General features: G+C 72.8%; 15 protein-coding genes. 8 read left to right on the forward strand and 7 right to left on the reverse strand.

Annotation, left to right across the window (positions count from 1 at the left end):
* The first annotated feature begins 46 nt into the window (after positions 1-46).
* The 3 genes from BX285_RS11585 to argF all read left to right on the forward strand — a co-directional run bounded on the left by BX285_RS11585 (position 47) and on the right by argF (position 5,546).
* On the forward strand, positions 47-1,645 hold the full coding sequence (locus BX285_RS11585) for a 3' terminal RNA ribose 2'-O-methyltransferase Hen1 (protein WP_121175068.1): 1,599 nt from the start codon (positions 47-49) through the stop codon (positions 1,643-1,645).
* The gene (locus BX285_RS11590; protein WP_121175069.1) at positions 1,642-4,416 is read left to right on the forward strand and encodes a polynucleotide kinase-phosphatase; all 2,775 of its coding nucleotides are present in this window, start codon (positions 1,642-1,644) and stop codon (positions 4,414-4,416) included. The genes BX285_RS11585 and BX285_RS11590 overlap by 4 nt, the downstream gene beginning before the upstream one ends.
* A 128-nt stretch (positions 4,417-4,544) precedes the next feature.
* Positions 4,545-5,546, forward strand: a complete 1,002-nt coding sequence (gene argF, locus BX285_RS11595; RefSeq protein ID WP_097237893.1) for an ornithine carbamoyltransferase — start codon at positions 4,545-4,547, stop codon at positions 5,544-5,546.
* A 123-nt stretch (positions 5,547-5,669) separates the two neighbouring features.
* Here the strand turns inward: argF and BX285_RS11600 are convergent, their stop codons facing one another.
* The 5 genes from BX285_RS11600 to BX285_RS38320 all read right to left on the reverse strand — a co-directional run bounded on the left by BX285_RS11600 (position 5,670) and on the right by BX285_RS38320 (position 8,933).
* Complete coding sequence (locus BX285_RS11600; protein WP_121175070.1) at positions 5,670-6,245, reverse strand: superoxide dismutase family protein; 576 nt, start codon at positions 6,243-6,245, stop codon at positions 5,670-5,672.
* Positions 6,246-6,405: 160 nt separating this feature from the next.
* Positions 6,406-6,813: a type II toxin-antitoxin system VapC family toxin gene (locus tag BX285_RS11605; protein ID WP_097237895.1), complete on the reverse strand. Its 408-nt coding sequence runs from the start codon at positions 6,811-6,813 to the stop codon at positions 6,406-6,408.
* Positions 6,814-6,871: 58 nt separating this feature from the next.
* Entirely contained in the window at positions 6,872-7,918 is a 1,047-nt protein-coding gene (locus tag BX285_RS11610) for a hypothetical protein (RefSeq protein WP_121175071.1), read from the reverse strand.
* Positions 7,919-7,950: 32 nt separating this feature from the next.
* Entirely contained in the window at positions 7,951-8,475 is a 525-nt protein-coding gene (locus BX285_RS38315) for a SigE family RNA polymerase sigma factor (protein ID WP_121175072.1), read from the reverse strand.
* A gap of 110 nt (positions 8,476-8,585) precedes the next feature.
* Entirely contained in the window at positions 8,586-8,933 is a 348-nt protein-coding gene (locus BX285_RS38320; protein WP_121175073.1) for a hypothetical protein, read from the reverse strand.
* Between the two features lie 29 nt (positions 8,934-8,962).
* Here BX285_RS38320 and BX285_RS11625 point away from each other — a divergent pair, with 29 nt between their 5' ends.
* The 3 genes from BX285_RS11625 (at position 8,963) to acnA (ending at position 13,089) form a co-directional block, all read left to right on the forward strand.
* Positions 8,963-10,090, forward strand: a complete 1,128-nt coding sequence (locus tag BX285_RS11625; protein ID WP_183107055.1) for a hypothetical protein — start codon at positions 8,963-8,965, stop codon at positions 10,088-10,090.
* Entirely contained in the window at positions 10,087-10,242 is a 156-nt protein-coding gene (locus BX285_RS37250; RefSeq protein ID WP_179852877.1) for a hypothetical protein, read from the forward strand. The genes BX285_RS11625 and BX285_RS37250 overlap by 4 nt, the downstream gene beginning before the upstream one ends.
* A gap of 183 nt (positions 10,243-10,425) precedes the next feature.
* Positions 10,426-13,089, forward strand: coding sequence for an aconitate hydratase AcnA (gene acnA / locus BX285_RS11630; protein WP_097237898.1), 2,664 nt, complete (start codon positions 10,426-10,428; stop codon positions 13,087-13,089).
* 314 nt (positions 13,090-13,403) lie between these two features.
* Here acnA and pepN read toward each other — a convergent pair whose 3' ends face one another.
* Positions 13,404-16,007: an aminopeptidase N gene (gene pepN, locus BX285_RS11635; RefSeq protein WP_121177443.1), complete on the reverse strand. Its 2,604-nt coding sequence runs from the start codon at positions 16,005-16,007 to the stop codon at positions 13,404-13,406.
* Between the two features lie 220 nt (positions 16,008-16,227).
* On the opposite strand from pepN, the gene BX285_RS11640 reads away from it, so the two are divergent.
* Positions 16,228-16,860 (forward strand): DsbA family protein, encoded by a 633-nt coding sequence (locus BX285_RS11640; RefSeq protein ID WP_121175074.1) that lies wholly within the window; start codon positions 16,228-16,230, stop codon positions 16,858-16,860.
* Positions 16,861-16,999: 139 nt separating this feature from the next.
* Here the strand turns inward: BX285_RS11640 and BX285_RS11645 are convergent, their stop codons facing one another.
* Complete coding sequence (locus BX285_RS11645; RefSeq protein ID WP_097237900.1) at positions 17,000-18,412, reverse strand: amino acid permease; 1,413 nt, start codon at positions 18,410-18,412, stop codon at positions 17,000-17,002.
* A 267-nt stretch (positions 18,413-18,679) separates the two neighbouring features.
* Between BX285_RS11645 and BX285_RS11650 the strand changes: the two genes are divergently transcribed.
* A complete protein-coding gene (locus BX285_RS11650) occupies positions 18,680-19,279 on the forward strand; it encodes a biotin transporter BioY (RefSeq protein ID WP_097237901.1) in 600 nt (199 codons plus the stop codon).
* Positions 19,280-19,323: the final 44 nt, after the last annotated feature.

Genomic DNA, 19,323 nt, shown 5'->3' on the forward strand with positions numbered 1-19,323 from the left:
GAAAACCCGGTGCTCAGGGGCCGGTTCCTGGTCAATACTTCGGCGGGTGTTCATGTCGATCTCCACCACAGGCAGCGCCGAGAATCCGGCCACGGATCTCGGGTTCCTGCTGCACAAGCACCCCGGCAAGGTCCAGCGGTTCACGACGTCGCACGGTGAGGCCCACGTCTTCTACCCCGAGGCGGGGGACGAGGTCTGCACCGCGGCGCTGCTGCTGGACGTCGACCCGATCGCGCTGGTCCGCAAGGGCCGGGGCGACGGCAGGGGGCGCGGCGGCTCGCCCGACTTCGCGCTCGCCCAGTACGTCAACGACCGCCCGTACGCCGCGTCCTCGCTGCTCGCGGTGGCGCTGCGGACGGTGTTCCGGTCCGCGATGAAGGGCGCCTGCCCGGCCCGTCCCGAACTGCCGGGGCAGGCCCGCCCGCTGCGGATCGAGCTGCCCGCCGTGCCCGCGAACGGCGCGGGCGAGGGCGGCGGCGCGGCGATGGTGGCCCGGTTGTTCGAGCCGCTGGGCTGGCGGGTCGAGGCGGCGGCGATCCCGCTGGACGAGGCGTTCCCGGAGTGGGGCGACTCCCGGTACGTGCGGATCGCGCTCGCCTCCGAGAGCGTCCGGCTCGCCGACGCGCTCCAGCAGCTGTACGTGCTGCTGCCGGTGCTGGACGGTGCCAAGCACTACTGGGTCGCCCCGGACGAGGTGGACAAGCTGCTCGCCGCCGGCGAGGGCTGGCTGGCCGCCCACCCGGAGCGGGCCCTGATCACCCGTCGTTACCTCGCCCGGCGCTGGTCGCTGACCCGGGCCGCGATGGAGCGTCTGGAGCTGGCCCGGCTGGCGGAGGCGGACGACCGTGAGGTCGAGGAGATCGACAACGCGGTCGACGACCGCCCTGGGGACGAGACCGGCGAGGACGGCAGCCAGGAGGACGGCGGTCAGCCGAGCAGCCGGAAGAGCGGCGAGCAGGCGGAGCCCCGCCCGCCGTCCCTCGCCGAGCAGCGCCGCACCGCGATCGTCGAGGCCCTGCGCGAGACCGGTGCCGCCCGGGTCGCCGACCTCGGCTGCGGGCAGGGCGAGCTGATCGGCGAGCTGCTCAAGGACGCCCGGTTCACCGGGATCCTCGGCGTGGACGTGTCCGTCCGGGCGTTGCAGGCGGCGAACCGCAAGCTGCGCCTGGAGCGGCTGCCGGAGCGGCAGGCGGCCCGGGTGACGCTGGTGCAGGGTGCGCTGACGTACACCGACGCCCGGCTGAAGGGCTTCGACGCGGCGGTGCTGTGCGAGGTGATCGAGCACCTGGACCTGCCGCGGCTGCCCGCCCTGGAGTACGCCGTGTTCGGCGCCGCCCGTCCGCGGGCCGTCGTGGTCACCACGCCGAACGCCGAGTACAACGTGCGCTGGGAGAGCCTTCCGGCGGGCGCGGTCCGGCACGCTGACCACCGCTTCGAGTGGTCCCGCGCCGAGTTCCGGGCCTGGGCCGAGAAGGTCGCGGCCGCCTACGGCTACACCGTGGTGCTGCGCCCGGTCGGCCCGGAGGACGAGGAGGTCGGCGCGCCGACGCAGCTCGCCCTGTTCCGTACCGCCACCGAAAGCCCGGTCGCCCAGCCGACCGCCACCGATCCGACGACGACGCCCGAAGGAGGCGAATCCCGATGACCGACGCCGCAGCCGACCCGACAGCAGCCGACCCGACCGCAACCGACCCGGCAGCAACCGCCGCGACCGCAGCCGACGCCGCACCCGCCGCGACCGGCGCCGCCGCGACGACCGCGAGCACCACCCCCCGCCGCCTCCCCGTCACCGACGTCTCCCTCGTCGTCCTGATCGGCACCAGCGGCGCGGGCAAGTCCACCTTCGCCCGCCGCCACTTCCTGCCCACCCAGGTCGTCTCCTCCGACTTCTGCCGCGGCCTGGTCGCCGACGACGAGAACGACCAGTCGGCCTCCGCCGAGGCCTTCGACCTCCTGCACTACATCGTCGGCAAGCGCCTGGCGGCCGGCCGGCTGACCGTCGTGGACGCCACCAACGTCCAGCCCGAGGCCCGCCGTCAGCTGGTCCGGATCGCCCGCGAGCACGACGTGCTGCCGATCGCGATCGTCCTGGACGTCCCGCCGGGGGTGTGCGCCGAGCGCAACCGCTCCCGCCCGGACCGGCAGCTGCCGGCCCACGTCATCCCGCGCCAGAACCGCGAGCTGCGACGTTCCCTGCGCGGCCTGGAGCGCGAGGGCTTCCGCAAGGTGCACATCCTGCGCGGCGAGGCCGAGGTGGCGTCGGCCGGGATCGAGCTGGAGAAGCGCTACAACGACCTGCGCCACCTCTCCGGCCCGTTCGACATCGTGGGTGACATCCACGGTTGCCGCTCCGAGCTGGAGACCCTGCTGACCCGCCTCGGCTACGCGCTCACCCGGGACGCCCACGGCCGCCCGGTGGACGCCGAGCACCCCGCGGGCCGTACCGCCGTCTTCGTCGGCGACCTGGTCGACCGCGGCCCCGACACCCCGGGCGTGCTGCGCCTGGTGATGGGCATGGTGGCGGCCGGTCACGCGATCTGCGTGCCCGGCAACCACGAGAACAAGCTCGGCCGGGCGATGGACGGCAAGAAGGTCACCGTCTCGCACGGTCTGCAGGAGTCGCTGGACCAGCTGGCGGGGGAGAGCGAGGAGTTCAGGGCCGAGGTGCGCGCGTTCATGCGCGGCCTGGTCAGCCACTACCTGCTGGACGGTGGCGCCCTGGTGGTCTGCCACGCCGGCCTGCCGGAGCGGTACCACGGCCGCAACTCCGGCCGGGTCCGCTCGCACGCGCTGTACGGGGAGACCACCGGCGAGACCGACGAGTACGGCCTGCCGGTGCGCTACCCGTGGGCCGAGGAGTACCGGGGCCGGGCGCTGGTGGTCTACGGCCACACTCCGGTGCCGACCGCGAGCTTCGTCAACAACACCATCTGCCTGGACACCGGCTGCGTCTTCGGTGGCAGCCTGACCGCGCTGCGCTACCCGGAGCGGGAGCTGGTGAGCGTCGAGGCCGAGCGCGAGTGGTACGCCCCGGTGCGCCCGATGATCACCGACGCGCCGGGCGCCCGTGAGGGCCGCCCGCTGGACCTCGCCGACGTGGCCGGGCGCCGGATCGTCGAGACCGGTCTGCACGGGCGGGTCGCCGTCCGGGAGGAGAACGCGGCGGCCGCGCTGGAGGTGATGAGCCGCTTCGCGCTGGATCCGCGGCTGCTCGCCTATCTGCCGCCGACCATGGCGCCGAGCGCGACCTCCCGCCGGGACGGCTACCTGGAGCACCCGGAGGAGGCCTTCCTCGCCTACCGCGCGGACGGAGTGCGGCACCTGGTGTGCGAGGAGAAGCACATGGGCTCGCGCGCGGTGCTGCTGGTCGCCCGGGACGGGGCCGAGCTGGAACGCCGCTTCGGCGTGGCCGGCCCGGGCGCGATCTGGACCCGTACCGGTCGCGCCTTCCTCGGCGACGACGAGCTGACCGCCGCCGTCCTGGGCCGGGTGCGGGCGGCCGCCGAGCGCGCCGGGCTGTTCGAGGAGCTGGGCACCGGCTGGCTGCTGCTGGACGCCGAGCTGATGCCGTGGTCGCTGAAGGCGGTGGAGCTGCTGCGCCGCCAGTACGCGGCGGTCGGTGCGGCGGCGGGTGCCGCCCTGCCGGAGGTGCTGTCCGCGCTGGAGCGGGCGGCCGGGCGCGGCCTGGACCTGGCCGCCCTGACCGACCGCCAGCGGCAGCGCGCCACCGACGCCCGGGCGTTCACCGAGGCGTACCGGCGTTACTGCTGGCCGACGGAGGGCCTGTCCGGCATCCGGCTGGCGCCGTTCCAGCTGCTGGCCGCCGAGGGGGCGAACCTCGCGGTGCGCCCGCACGACGAGCACCTGGCCTGGATCGACCGCCTGGCGGCGGCCGACGAGGAGCTGGTGGCCGCCGGGGAGCTGGTGGCCGCCGGGGGTGCCGACGGTGCCGACAGGGCGGGCGGCGCCTACGGTGCGGGCGGGGCGAAGGAGCCCGTGCTGCAGCGCACCGGCCGGATCCTGGTGGACACCGAGGACGAGGCCTCGATGGCCGCCGCCACCGCCTGGTGGGAGGAGCTGACCGGGGCGGGCGGCGAGGGCATGGTGGTCAAGCCGCTGGCCTCGCTGGTGCGGACCTCGCGCGGGGAGGGCCGGCCGGGCGGGCTGGTTCAGCCCGGGGTGAAGGTCCGCGGCCGGGAGTACCTGCGGATCATCTACGGCCCGGACTACACCGAGCACCTGGACCGGCTGCGCCAGCGGGCGTTGGGCCACAAGCGCTCACTGGCGCTGCGCGAGTACGCGCTGGGCCTGGAGGCGCTGGACCGGCTGGCGGCCGGGGAGCCGCTGTGGCGGGTGCACGAGCCGGTGTTCGCCGTGCTGGCGCTGGAGTCGGAGCCGGTCGACCCGCGGCTGTAGCGGTGGATGGTGAGAAGGGGAGTCCTTACCGGGCTCCCCTTCCGCCCGTCCTATTCTGTATAGAAATTCGGCACATCGTATACACTTGCCAGCCTTCCCCCCTCGTCCCGTCACCCCAGGAGCCCGGCATGGCCTTCAACCTCCGGAACAGGCACTTCCTCAAGGAGCTCGACTTCACGCCCCAGGAGTTCCGCTTCCTGGTGGACCTCGCCGCCGGGCTCAAGGCGGCGAAGTACGCGGGCACCGAGCAGCCCCGGCTGCGCGGCAAGAACATCGCGCTGATCTTCGAGAAGACCTCCACCCGTACCCGCTGCGCCTTCGAGGTCGCCGCCCACGACCAGGGCGCCACCACCACCTACCTGGACCCGGCGGCCTCGCAGATCGGCCACAAGGAGTCCATCAAGGACACCGCCAGAGTGCTCGGCCGGATGTTCGACGGCATCGAGTACCGCGGCCACGGCCAGGAGGTCGTCGAGGAGCTCGCCGAGCACGCCGGAGTCCCGGTCTGGAACGGCCTGACCGACGAGTGGCACCCCACCCAGATGCTGGCGGACGTGCTCACCATCACCGAGCACACCGTCAAGCCGCTCCCCGAGGTCGCGCTCGCCTACCTCGGCGACGCCCGCTCCAACATGGGCAACTCGCTGCTGGTCACCGGCGCCCTGCTCGGCATGGACATCCGGATCGTCGCCCCGCGCGGCCTCTGGCCGACCGAGGACGTGCAGAAGTCGGCGCAGGCCCTGGCCGAGACGACCGGCGCCCGGATCACCCTGACCGAGGACGTCGACGAGGGCGTGGCCGGCGCCGACTTCCTCTACACCGACGTCTGGGTCTCGATGGGCGAGCCCAAGGAGGTCTGGGCCGAGCGGATCGAGCTGCTCAAGCCCTACCAGGTCTCCATGGACACCGTCCGCGCCACCGGCAACCCGGCCGTGAAGTTCCTGCACTGCCTGCCGGCCTTCCACGACCTCGGCACGGTGGTCGGGCGGCAGATGTACGAGGCGACCGGAATGACCGAACTGGAGTGCACCGACGAGCTGTTCGAGTCGCCGCACTCCATCGTCTTCGACCAGGCCGAGAACCGGCTGCACACCATCAAGGCGGTCCTGGTCGCCACCCTGGGCTCCTGAGCCGCCGGGCTCCTGACCTGCCGGGTTCCTGACCTGCCGGGTTCCTGACCTGCCGGGTTCCTGACCTGCCGGGCTCCTGACCTGCCGGGTTCCTGACCTGCCGGGTTCCTGAGCTCCCGCCGGTCAGCGCTCCAGCTTGACGCAGGCCACCCGGTCGCCCGCCGCGCGCGGGCCGGCCGGGCTGCCCGCGTGCAGCACCAGCGAGCGCGCCCCGCCGGGCCGGGGCTGCCAGTCCACCGCGGTCGTGGCGGTGCCCCCGCCCCGGCCGTCGGTGCGCAGCAGCAGCCGCAGCTCGTTGTGCTCGTTGGCGTACGCGGGGTCGATGGACGGCTGCACCGGGTCGACCGCGTTCTGGTAGTGCGGGCCCGAGGAGGCCGGGTCGGCCCCGCAGCTTCCGGTGTGCAGGTGGACCGGGAACTCGTGGTCGGCGGCGAGCCCGGAGGCCGTCAGGGTGAGCACCGTCCGCCCGGGCACCGAGCGGTCGGTGACGACCCGGGCGTGCGAGCCGTACGGCACCAGGTCGGCCGCGTAGCTGACGGCGGTCGGCGGGACGAAGGCGGTGGCCGGGTCGAAGGCGGCCTCCAGCACGGAGACCGCCGACGTGGGGGCCGAGGAGGAGGCCGGCGAAGCGGAGGCCGGTGTGGCGGCGGGGGCGAGCAGGGCCAGCGGCAGCAGGGCGGCGGCGAGCGGAGCGGACATCGGTCGGGCCTTCCGGGGCAGGGCGACGGTCACCCTGCTAACGGCGCCGGCCCGTGAAGGACACCGCCGGCCCGCGCGGGAGACTCGCCCGCAACAGCCGCCGCCCGCAACAGCCGCCACCGCCCGCAACAGCCGCCACCGCCCGCAACGGCCCTCGCCGTCAGGCCGGCTCGCGCCGGATCCCCCGGATCTCGCAGCGCGGCCCGCTGGCCCGCATCAGTCGCAGGTCGGCGGTGACCAGCGGCACCCCGTGCAGTTCGGCCACCGCGACGTACGCGGCGTCGTCCGGGGTCAGGTTGTCCTTGAGCTCCCAGATCCGGCCGAGCAGCGGCGCGACCTCGACCTTGCGGATCGCCACCGCGGCCAGTTCGCCGGTGAGTTCGGCGACCCGTGCGGCGGTCAGCTCCTTGGCCAGGTAGAGGCCGCGCAGCGACTGCATCACCTCGACCAGGATGTGCTCGGGCGCCAACCACTCGCCGCCGGAGGCGAGTTCGGCCCGGGCGGCGGCCCCGCGCGGACCCTCGTCGGCCAGTGCCAGTACCAGCGCGGATGCGTCCACCACGATCATCGGTCGTTCCCCTGCCCGTCCCCGTACGTCAACTCGGGTCACCGTACCGGGGCGGCGCTCACCCCTTGCCGCCGGGCGTCGGGCCGGCGGTGGCGGCACCCGCGTTCGCGCCGGAGCCGGTGCCGGACGGCATGTTCTTCCCCGGGGTGTCGTCGTGGAACGGCCGGACCGCCTCCTCGGCCCGCTCGGCCTCCTCCGGGGTGATCCACTCGTGGAAGCCGGCGGCCATCGCGGCGGTCTGCAACTGGTCGAGGCTCAGCGGCAGTCCCTCCCGGAGCGGCTGGGGCTTCCTGGAGTCCGCCACCGGGACGGAGTTGGTGGCGGTCACGATGACCCGGGTGTTGTCCGGGCGCAGCAGGTTGACGGTGCGGGTGGTCACGCGGTCGAGGACCGACTCGGTGAGCTTGAGGTGGCCGCCGTCCGGGAGCACGGTGGCGGAGCAGGAGCGGATGTTCGGCGCGACCGTCTTCGTGCAGTCGTACTCGTCGTCGTAGCCGATGACGTACGGGTCCTGGCCGGGGCCCGGCGGGTAGGAGCCGGGCCGGTAGAGGGCGCCGATGCCGCCGTCGACCTCGACGCCGACCTCGACCGGGCCGGTGCCGTCGTCGTACAGGAGGGTGGCCCGGGCGGCCACGTTCCTGGTCGGCGCTTCGGTCCAGCCGACCACCCCGGAGTAGCCGGAGAACCCGGAGGTGTGTCCTCCCGGGGGCAGGGCCCGGGCGAGGGTGAGGACGGCCGCGTGCCCGGTGAGGGCGACCGAGCCCTGCTGGGCGCCGGTGCCCGGGTCGAGCCGTTCGGGGCCGGTGTCGGACTTCTGCAGCAACTGCGGGAACGCCCGGCTCGGCATCGGTGAGGCGGAGGCGGTCGGTGCCTGGACGGTGACGGCCGCGTTGCCGCCGCCGGGCCGCAGGGTGAGGGCGCCGCCGACGACCAGGACGGCCGCGACCGCGGCCGCGCCGGCCGCGGTCGTCCGCCGTCGGCGCCGGATCGAGCGGCCGCGTTCGGCGGCCCCGGCGACCAGCGGGCCCAGGTCGGCCCCGACCCCGTCCAGCGCGCGCTCGAAGGTGGCGGACAGCTTCCGGCCGTCCACGTCGGACTCGTTCATGCGGGTGTTCCTCTCGGGTGCGTGACGTGGGCTCAGGACAGGGTGAGCTGGTCGGCGGCTTCCGGGCCGAGGACGGCGCGCAGCCGTCCGAGGGCGCGCAGCGACTGGCTGCGCACCGCCCCGGTGCTGAGGCCGAGTTCGGCGGCGGTCTCGTCGACGCTGCGGTCCTCCCAGTAGCGCAGGACGAGCACGGCCCGGTCCCGGGGCGGCAGTTCGGCGAGGGCGGTGAGCAGGGTGACGCGCAGCGCCGGGTCGCCCTCGGGGGCGATGCCTTCCGGCAGTTCGCCGAGGGCGGGCCGCTCGCCGGTGCGGCGCAGCCGGCGGTGGGAGAGGTAGGTGCGGACGAGGGTGCTGCGGGCGTAGGCGTCCTGGTTCTCGGCGCGCCGGACCTTGGACCAGGAGGCGTAGAGCTTGGCCAGGGTGACCTGGGTGAGGTCCTCGGCCAGGTGCCAGTCGCCGCACAGCAGCAAGGCCGTGCGGAAGAGGCTCTGCCCCCGGCCGTACGCGAAGCCCTCGAACTCCGCGGTCTCCTCCGCCCGTCGCTTCTTTCCGGTCACTGCCGTCCCCTCGAACCCCGTGGATGTGGGGTCTGCGCCCCCTGTGCCTGGTAAGACGCCTGAGTCCGGAGGCCGCGTTACGGGCCGCCGGGACGGAATGTGGAACCGGATCAGCTCCCGAGCAGGAACCCGGCGAGCACCGAGGCGGCGTTGGCGGTGGTGGCGGCGGCCCAGGGGAGCGGGGTGCGCAGCCGCAGCCCGGTGAGCGGGCCGAGCAGGGCGCCCTCGACCAGGCAGACGCCGGCCTCGCCGATCCCGAAGGCGGTCCAGTACGCTGCGGCGGGCCCGGCGGAGTACGGCCGCAGGGACCACCAGAGCAGCGGGTGCGTCGCCAGGTTGACCAGGACGGCGGCACCGGCGGCCCGGGCGGGGCGCAGGCCGCCGGCCCGGACGAGCGCGGCGGTGTAGACGGGGACCTCGACCAGCAGGGTCAGGGCCAGGGCGAGGGCGTAGGGCACGGCGGGGATCGTGCCACGGGGAGGGGAGCATGGCCACCGAGGTCGCACCGGCACCGCCGGCCCCGCCGGTCCGGCCCGCGCCCGGCGCGGCGCCCGGCCAGGTCGCCGCCCCGCTGGCGGGCTTCGCACTGTCGGCCGTCCTCGCGCTCGCGCTGGCCCTGCGGGCGCCGACGGGCCTGGCGGTGCTGGGTCTGGCCACCTTCGGACTGCTGCACAACGTGCTGGAGCTGCGCTACGTCGCGGGCCGGTTCGCCGCCGTCCTGGCGGGCCCGCTGCTGCGGCTGCTGCTGGTGCTGGTGACCGGCATCGTGCTGTGCCGGCTGCTGCCGCCGTCCCGGGTGTCCCAGTCGGCGGAGATCCTGCTCGCGTACGGTCTGCTGGCGGCCGCCTGCCGGTACGGGCTGCGCGGTCGTCCTCGGCTGTCGACGGGGATCGCGGTGCTGCTGCTGGGGGCCGGGGCGGCGTCGCTGGCCTTCCCCGCGTACCACTTCGTGGTGCTGGCGCACCTGCACAACGTGGTGCCGCTGCTGTTCCTGGCCGAGTGGTCGCGCCGGCTGCCGCGCGGGCGGGCGGTGTTCCTGGCGGTGCAGTGCGGCTGGGTGCTGCTGGTTCCGGCGCTGCTGCTGAGCGGCCTGCTGGACGGCCTGCTGTCCCGGCCCGCCGACGGCTGGGCGAGCGGCTGGGCGAGCGGATGGACGGACCGGCTGGCGGCCGCCTACACCCCGCCGGCCTGGCTGACGCCGGAGGTGGGCCTGCGCTTCCTGGCGGTGTTCGCCTTCCTGCAGACGATGCACTACGTGGTCTGGGTCTGGTTCCTGCCCCGGTACGCGCCGGAGGCGGCGGAGCGCTTCGACGCCCGGGTACCGGCCCTGCGCGGCGTGCGGGCGTGGCTGCTGGGCGCGGGGGCCGGGCTGCTGCTGGCGCTGCTGTTCGCGGTGGACTACGCGCAGGGCCGGTCCCTGTACGCGGCGCTGGCGAGTTACCACGCCTATCTGGAGTTCCCGGTGCTGCTGATGCTGGTGCTCGGCGCCGGCGACAGCCTCGGTGCCGGCGCAAGCCTCGGCCACAGCGCCGGCGACAGCCTCGGCGACAGCGCCGGCGTCGGCGCGCGGGCCGGTTCGGAGCGGAGCGCGGATGGAGCGGAGGTGAACGTATGAGGACAACCCTGCTGGCGGACATCGCCCCCTCGCCGACCGGCGGTTCCGGTGGTGAGCTTGTGGTGGTGTTGCTGATGGCAGCCGCGGTGGTGGCGGGAGCGGTCTGGCTGATCAGGCTGGAGCGCAAGCGGCGCGGCCCGGACGGCGAGTGAGTCACGGCATGCACTATGGTTTATCTCGACATCGAGATAACTGCCGCTTAGGATATATCTCGACATCAAGATACTTGCCGAGAGGCGCTCACCGGCGATGCGGGCAAGGCAAGCCTAAGTAAGGCTGACCTTACCACCGCGTGGCGGCCGGATATCGCACGAAGCACCCAGAAGGAGTCAGTCGTGTCCGCGAACAGCTTCGACGCCCGCAGCTCGCTGCAGGTGGGCGACGAGTCGTACGAGATCTTCAAGCTCTCCGCCGTCGAGGGTTCCGAGCGGCTGCCGTACAGCCTCAAGGTGCTGCTGGAGAACCTGCTCCGCACGGAGGACGGCGCGAACATCACCGCCGACCACATCCGCGCCCTCGGCAACTGGGACGAGAACGCCCAGCCGAGCCAGGAGATCCAGTTCACCCCGGCCCGCGTGATCATGCAGGACTTCACCGGCGTGCCGTGCGTGGTCGACCTCGCCACCATGCGCGAGGCCGTCAAGGAGCTGGGCGGCGACCCGGCCAAGATCAACCCGCTGGCCCCGGCCGAGCTGGTCATCGACCACTCCGTCATCGCCGACAAGTTCGGCACCAAGGACGCGTTCACCCAGAACGTCGAGATCGAGTACGGCCGCAACAAGGAGCGCTACCAGTTCCTGCGCTGGGGCCAGACCGCCTTCGACGAGTTCAAGGTCGTCCCGCCGGGCACCGGCATCGTCCACCAGGTGAACATCGAGCACCTGGCCCGCACCGTCATGGTCCGGGGCGGCCAGGCCTACCCGGACACCTGCGTCGGCACCGACTCGCACACCACCATGGTCAACGGCCTGGGCGTGCTGGGCTGGGGCGTCGGCGGCATCGAGGCCGAGGCCGCGATGCTCGGCCAGCCGGTCTCCATGCTGATCCCGCGCGTGGTGGGCTTCAAGCTGACCGGCGAGCTGCCGGCCGGCACCACCGCCACCGACCTGGTGCTCACCATCACCGAGATGCTGCGCAAGCACGGTGTGGTCGGCAAGTTCGTCGAGTTCTACGGCGACGGCATCGGCTCCATCCCGCTGGCCAACCGCGCCACCATCGGCAACATGTCGCCGGAGTTCGGCTCGACCTGTGCGATCTTCCCGATCGACGCCGAGACCATCAACTACCTGAAGCTCACCGGCCGCGACGCGCAGCAGCTCGCCCTGGTCGAGGCGTACGCCAAGGAGCAGGGCCTCTGGCACGACCCGTCGGTCGAGCCGGTCTACTCCGAGTACCTGGAGCTGGACGTCTCCACCGTCGTCCCGTCGATCTCCGGCCCGAAGCGCCCGCAGGACCGCGTGATCCTGGCCGAGGCCGCGAGCAAGTTCGCCGAGGCGCTGCCGACCTACTCCGCCGAGGCCTCGAAGCCGACCACCGTCACCGCCCCCGACGGCTCGACCTACGAGATCGACAACGGCGCGGTCGTGATCGCCTCGATCACCTCCTGCACCAACACCTCCAACCCCTCCGTCATGCTGGGCGCCGCCCTGCTGGCGAAGAAGGCCGTGGAGAAGGGCCTGCACGTCAAGCCCTGGGTCAAGACCACCCTGGCGCCCGGTTCCAAGGTCGTCATGGACTACTACGAGAAGGCCGGCCTGCTCCCGTACATGGAGAAGCTGGGCTTCAACCTGGTCGGCTACGGCTGCGTCACCTGCATCGGCAACTCGGGCCCGCTGCCCGAGGAGGTCTCGGCCGCCGTCAACGAGTCCGACCTCGCAGTCGTCTCGGTGCTCTCCGGCAACCGCAACTTCGAGGGCCGGATCAACCCCGACGTCAAGATGAACTACCTGGCCTCCCCGCCGCTGGTGGTCGCCTACGCCCTCGCCGGCAACATGAACGTCGACATCACCAAGGACGCCCTGGGCCAGGACGCCGACGGCAACGACGTCTTCCTCGCCGACATCTGGCCGTCCGAGCAGGAGGTCGCCGAGGTCGTCGCCGGCTCCATCGACGAGGCCATGTTCGACAAGGGCTACCAGGACGTCTTCGCCGGTGACCACCGCTGGCAGTCGCTCCCGGTCCCGACCGGCAACACCTTCGAGTGGGACGCCGAGTCCACCTACGTCCGCAAGCCCCCGTACTTCGAGGGCATGGCCAAGACCCCGAGCCCGGTGACCGACATCGCCGACGCCCGCGTCCTGGCCAAGCTGGGCGACTCGGTCACCACCGACCACATCTCCCCGGCCGGCAACATCAAGCCGGGCACCCCGGCGGCGCAGTACCTGACCGCCAACGGTGTCGAGAAGCGCGACTTCAACTCCTACGGTTCCCGTCGTGGCAACCACGAGGTGATGATCCGCGGCACCTTCGCCAACATCCGCCTGCGCAACCAGATCGCGCCGGGCACCGAGGGCGGCTACACCCGCGACTTCACCCAGGCCGACGCGCCGGTGTCGTTCATCTACGACGCCTCGCAGAACTACCAGGCCGCCGGCATCCCGCTGGTCGTCCTGGCCGGCAAGGAGTACGGCTCCGGCTCGTCCCGCGACTGGGCCGCCAAGGGCACCGCGCTGCTGGGCGTCAAGGCCGTCATCGCCGAGTCCTACGAGCGCATCCACCGCTCGAACCTGATCGGCATGGGCGTCCTGCCGCTGCAGTTCCCGGAGGGCGAGAACGCCGACTCCCTCGGCCTGACCGGCGAGGAGACCTTCTCCATCACCGGCGTGACCGAGCTCAACGAGGGCCGCACCCCGAAGACCGTCAAGGTCAAGGCGGTCGGCGCGGACGGGACCAGCAAGGAGTTCGACGCGGTCGTGCGCATCGACACCCCCGGTGAGGCGGACTACTACCGCAACGGCGGCATCCTGCAGTACGTGCTGCGCTCGCTGATCAACGGCTGAGCCCAGGCGCCTCAAGGGGAGGCCGGACCGCACTCCGCGGTCCGGCCTCTTCCGCATCCTGTGCGCAGGGGCGGCAGATGCCGGGCCGGGGCACGGGGTCATGGCGGCCACCGCCATCCCCTCCCACGCAACACAGCACTGTGCGGGCAGCCCATTCCGCTGTCACCCCGTCGCCGCTTCGGCACAGCCGAAACGGCGACGGGGTTGTCTGACCCTTTTGCGCAGGACGTCGGCCAGCCCGACTTCCTGTGCAAAAGGGTCAGAGGGCTGCGCCAACGTCGGCGGGCCCGTTCGCTCAGCCTGAGCTCAGGCGGTCAGCCCCGGTCGCAGGCCTGCGCCCGCAGGGCGCGGGCCAGGTCGTCCCGGCGCTCCAGGACCAGGCGGCGCAGCGCCGGGGCCGCCTGCCGGTGCCCGTCCAGCCAGGCGTCGGCCTCGGCCAGGGTCTGCTCGGTGGTCTGCGCGCTCGGGAAGAAGCCGCCGACGAAGCGCATCGCGATCTCGATGGTGCGCTCGGACCAGATCCGCTCCAGCAGCTTGAAGTACGGCGCCGCGTAGAGGGCGGTCAGGTCGCGGTGGGAGGGCAGCGCGAAGCCCGCGATGTTGGCCTCGACCAGGGCGTTCGGCAGCTCGTCCGAGTCGACCACGGCCGACCAGGCGGCGGCCTTGGCCTCCGGGGTGGGCCGGGCGGCCAGGCACTGGGTGTACTGGCGCTTGCCGCTCGCGGTGTTGTCGGCGGCCAGCTCCGCGGCCAGCTCCTCGTCACCGGCCTGACCGGCGGCGGCCAGGGCCAGCCACAGCGACCAGCGCAGCTCCTGGTCGACCTCCAGGCCGTCGATCCGGGCGCTGCCCGAAAGCAGGCCGCGGACCAGGCCGAGGTGCTCGGCACCGCCCGCGGTCTGGGCGAGGAAGCGGGCCCAGGCCAGCTGGTGGTCGCTGCCGGGCACGGCGTCGCGCAGCTCGCGCAGGGCGCCGTCGGCGAGCAGCCGGCCGCCCTCGGCGCGCCAGGCCGGGTCGGCGTACAGGTCGACGGCGGTCTTGGCCTGGGCGTGCAGCGACTGCAGCACGCCGATGTTGCCCTCCTGGCCGGCGAAGCGCAGCACCAGGGCGACGTAGTCGCGGGCCGGCATCAGGCCGTCCCGGGTGAGGTTCCAGACGGCGGACCAGGCCAGGGCGCGGGACAGTTCGTCGCGGATGTCGCCGAGGCCGGTGCGCAGGGTCTCCAGCGACTCCTCGTCGAAGCGGATCTTGCAGTAGGTCAGGTCGTCGTCGTTGAGCAGCACCAGCGCCGGGCGGGGGCGGCCGGTGGCGCCGGTGACCACGGTGCGGGCGCCGGTGACGTCCAGCTCGATCCGCTCGGTGCGCACCAGGGCGCCGTCGGCGTCCCGGTCGTACAGGCCGACCGCGATCCGGTGCGGGCGCAGACCACGCGACGGAGTCGCAGAATCGTCCGCAGTGCCGTCCTGCACGACGGCCAGTTCGGTGATCCGGCCCTCGGCGTCGGTGGTGACCTGCGGGGTGAGCGCGTTGACGCCGGCGGTCTGCAGCCAGGCGGCGGCCCAGGACTTGAGGTCGCGGCCGCTGGTCTCCTCCAGGATGTCCAGCAGGTCGGTGAGCTCGGTGTTGCCGAAGGCGTGGCGCTTGAAGTAGCGGCGGGCGCCCTCGAAGAAGGCCTCCGAACCGGCGTACGCCACCAGCTGCTTGAGGACGGAGGCACCCTTGGCGTAGGTGATGCCGTCGAAGTTGAGCTTGGCGTCCTCCAGGTCCCGGATGTCCGCGGTGATCGGGTGCGTAGTGGGGAACTGGTCCTGCCGGTAGGCCCAGGCCTTGCGCTGGTTGGCGAAGGTGACCCAGGCCGAGGAGTAGCGGGTGCGGGCGCCGATCAGGCCGTAGGAGCCCATGAAGTCGGCGAAGGACTCCTTCAGCCACAGGTCGTCCCACCAGCGCATGGTCACCAGGTCGCCGAACCACATGTGCGCCATCTCGTGCAGGATGACGTTGGCCCGGCCCTCGTAGGCGGCGTCGGTGACCTTCGAGCGGAAGACGAACTCCTCGCGGAAGGTGACGCAGCCCGGGTTCTCCATCGCGCCGATGTTGTACTCGGGGACGAAGGCCTGGTCGTACTTGCCGAAGGGGTACGGGTAGTCGAACTCCTCGTGGAAGAAGTCGAGTCCGAGCTTGGTGACGCCGAGGATCTCGTCGGCGTCGAAGTACGGGGCGAGGGACTTGCGGCACATCGCGGAGAGCGGGATCTCCAGGGTGGTGCCGTCGGCGAGTTCGCGGCTGTAGTGGTCGCGGGCGACGTGGTACGGGCCGGCGACGACCGCGGTGAGGTAGGTGGAGATCGGCTTGGTCGGCGCGAACTCCCAGGTGCGGGCCGCGCCTTCCGCGGTGGCGGTCTCGGTGACGGTCTCGTGCGGGGCGTTGGACCACACGTCCCAGGCGGCCGGGGCGGTCACGGTGAAGGTGAACGGGGCCTTCAGGTCCGGCTGTTCGAAGGTCGCGAACACCCGGCGGGCGTCGGCCGGCTCGTAGTGGGTGTACAGGTAGGTCTCGCCGTCCACCGGGTCGACGAAGCGGTGCAGGCCCTCGCCGGTGCGGCTGTAGGCGCAGTCGGCCTCGACGGTGAGCTCGTTCTCGGCGGCCAGGCCGTCGACGTGCACCCGGGCGCCGTCGTAGGCGGTGGCCGGGTCGATGGCGCGGCCGTTGAGGGTGATCGAGCGGACGGCGGGGGCGAGCAGGTCGAGGAAGGTGTCCGCGCCGGGCCGGGAGCAGCGGAAGGCGATCGTGGTGGTGGAGCGGAAGGTGGCGGCCGCCGGGTCCGGCGCCGAGGTCACGTCCAGCCGGACCCGGTAGCCGTCCACGGCCAGGAAGCTGGCCCGGTGCTGGGCTTCGTCGCGGCTGAGGTTCTTGCCCGGCACGGCGGTACTCCTTTGTCCGGCTCGCACGGTGGTGCGGGTCTGGGCGGTGCGGTCACGGTGCGCGGTGTGGCCGCGCACGCGGGTCATCCTTTCACGCCCCCGCCGTCGGTACCATTGCACAGGCCGCCGCGTCCGCGCCGGAATCAGCGGCGCCGTGCGGGTGTTGGGCCTCGGGGGCGGAGATTCCCGGCCCGGACCCCCTCACGAAGGACGACACGCAGTGACGACTGCCGCTGAGCGCAAGACCGCAGACTTCTGGTTCGACCCGGCCTGCCCGTGGGCGTGGATGACCTCCCGCTGGCTGATCGAGGTTCAGCAGCTGCGCCCGGTCGACGTGCGCTGGCACGTGATGAGCCTGTCCGTGCTGAACGAGCACCGGGACCTCCCGGAGAGCTACCGCAAGATGCTGGACAACGCCTGGGGCGCGGTGCGGGTGTGCATAGCCGCGGCCGAGCAGCACGGCGAGGAGGTGCTCGGCCGGCTCTACACCGAGCTGGGCCTGCGCTTCCACAACCAGGGCCTGCCGCAGAACCGGGAGACCGTCACGGCCGCCCTGGTGGCCGCGGGCCTGCCCGCCGAGCTGGCCGACGCGGCCGACACCGACACCCACGACGAGGCCCTGCGCGCCTCGCACAAGGAGGGCATCAGCCTGGTCGGCGAGGACGTCGGCACCCCGGTGATCGCGGTCGAGGGCGCGGACGGCGACCGGGTCGCCTTCTTCGGCCCCGTGGTCACCCCGGCCCCGAAGGGCGAGGCCGCGGCCCGGCTCTGGGACGGCACCCTGCTGGTGGCCTCCACCCCGGGCTTCTACGAGATCAAGCGCACCCGGACGGCCGGCCCGTCCTTCGAGTGACCGCACGGCCTTCGGGTGTTCGCGCGGCCTTCGGGTGTTCGCACCGCCTTCGGGTGTTCGCGCGGCCTCCGAGAGGCCGTGCGGCCGTACGGCGAAGGGCCCGGTACCGGACTCCGGTACCGGGCCCTTCGGGTCGGCCTCAGCGCGTGGCGGCGTCCCGGCGCTGCTTGAGCAGCCCGGCGGCGCTCAGCACCGCCACCAGCACCCCGGCCGCGTACAGCTGTTCCCGGTTGCCCTCGGTGGTGGTCATCAGCGCGAGGATGCCGGCCACGGCGGCCATCGCGACCCAGGTCAGGTACGGGTAGCCCCACATCTTCACGGTCAGCAGCTCGGGCGCCTCGCGCTCCAGCCGGCGGCGCATCCGCAGCTGGACCACGCAGATGAACAGCCAGACCACCAGGATCGCCACGCCGGTGGTGTTCATCAGCCAGGTGAACACGGTGTCGGGCCAGAACTTGGCGGCCAGCACGGCGCCGAAGCCGAACAGGCAGGAGGCCAGCACGGCCCGGCGCGGCACCCCGCCGCTGACCTTGGCCAGCGCCTTGGGGCCCTGGCCGCGGCCGACCAGCGAGTACGCCATCCGGGAGGCGCCGTAGATGTTGGCGTTCATCGCGGACAGCAGCGCGACCAGCACCACGACCTGCATGATCGCCCCCGCGCCGGGCACCCCGAGGTGGCGCAGCACGGTGACGTACGGGCCGTCGGCGACGACCGCCGGGTCCTTCCAGGAGACCAGGGTGACCACCAGGGCCATCGAGCCGATGTAGAAGATGGCGATCCGCCACACCGCGGTGCGCACGGCGTTGGCGACGTTCTTCTTGGGGTCGTCGGACTCGGCGGCGGCGATGGTCACGGTCTCCAGACCGCCGTACGCGAAGACCGAGGCGAGCAGACCGACGATCAGCCCGTTGACACCGGTGGGCAGGAAGCCGCCCTGGCCGGTGAGGTTGTCGGTGCCGGGGGATCCGGGGCCGAGCACCCCGGCGATGCCCAGCCCGCCGAGGACCAGGAAGGCGATGATCGCGGCGACCTTGATCGTGGCGAACCAGAACTCGAACTCGCCGAAGTTCTTCACCGCGGTCAGGTTGCTGGCGCAGAAGAAGACCATGAACAGGGCGACCCACACCCACGAGGAGACGCCCGGCACCCAGCCGTTGACGATCTTCCCGGCGGCGGTGGCCTCGGCGGCGACGCCGCAACAGAGCATCACCCAGTACATCCAGCCCGCGGTGATCCCGGCCCACGGGCCGATCTCCTTCTCGGCGTGCACCGAGAACGAGCCGGAGGCGGGACGGGCCGCGGACATCTCGCCGAGCATCCGCATGATCAGCATGACCAGCAGGCCGGAGAGCACGAAGGCCAGGATGATCGCAGGACCCGCGGCCGCGATGCCCGCGCCGGAGCCGACGAAGAGGCCCGCGCCGATCACACCGCCGAGGGCGATCATCGACAGGTGGCGCTGCTTCAGCCCGTGGGAGAGCTGCTGGCTGTTCGACGCCGGGGTGGCGGCGTCGGTGGTCCCGGGCGCCGGGGGCGCGGAGGTGGGGGCCATAGGGGTGGTTCCAGACTGTGCGGTATGCGGCATGAGTTGTCCAATATCCGGGGACACCTCTGTTCATGCCAACGCGTTCCGGCCCGGGACCACATTGCGGACCAGGCGGAAACGCGGAGTGACGGCAACGTCACCAAGGGTCGTTCCCGGGTGGTTCCGACAATGCGAACAGGCGGGGCTTTGTCCGAAACCGTGAAGGTGGCGGAGTGGATCACCGCGTAGGTTCACAGGTGTTCACTCACCCGGATCCCCACGGAGGAGCCCCCGATGGCCACCGCCACCACCCCGATACCGCGCCGCGCCGTCCTCGCCGACCTGCTGCCCGCCGCGTCCACCCGCCTCGGCGCCCAGGCCCGCGACCTGGCCCTGGTGGCCGGCGGCGCCGCGCTGACCGGCGTGGCCGCCCAGCTGTCGGTGAACGTCCCCGGTTCGCCGGTGCCGGTCACCGGCCAGACCTTCGCCGCCCTGCTGGTCGGCACCGCGCTCGGCGCCCGCCGCGGCGTCGCCTCGCTCGCCCTCTACCTGCTGGCCGGCATGGCGGGCCTGCCCTGGTTCGCCGCGGGCACCTCCGGCTGGGCGATGCCCTCCCTCGGCTACGTGCTCGGCTTCGTCGTCGCCGCCGCCCTGACCGGCGCGCTGGCCCGCCGCGGCGCCGACCGCACCCCGGTGAACACCGCCGTCGCCATGGTCCTCGGCAGCCTCGCCATCTACGCGGTCGGCGTCCCGTACCTGGCCTTCTCGCTGCACGTGTCGCTCGCCCGCGCCGCCGAGCTGGGCCTCTACCCGTACCTGGTCGGCGACGCCCTCAAGGCGGCCCTCGCCGCCGGCGCCCTGCCGCTGACCTGGAAGCTCCTCGGCCGCCGCTGAGCACAGCCTGATCGGCCCGCCCGGCCCCCGTTGTCGGGCCCGGG

This window comes from Streptomyces sp. 1114.5 (assembly GCF_003635085.1).
Classification (GTDB): domain Bacteria; phylum Actinomycetota; class Actinomycetes; order Streptomycetales; family Streptomycetaceae; genus Kitasatospora.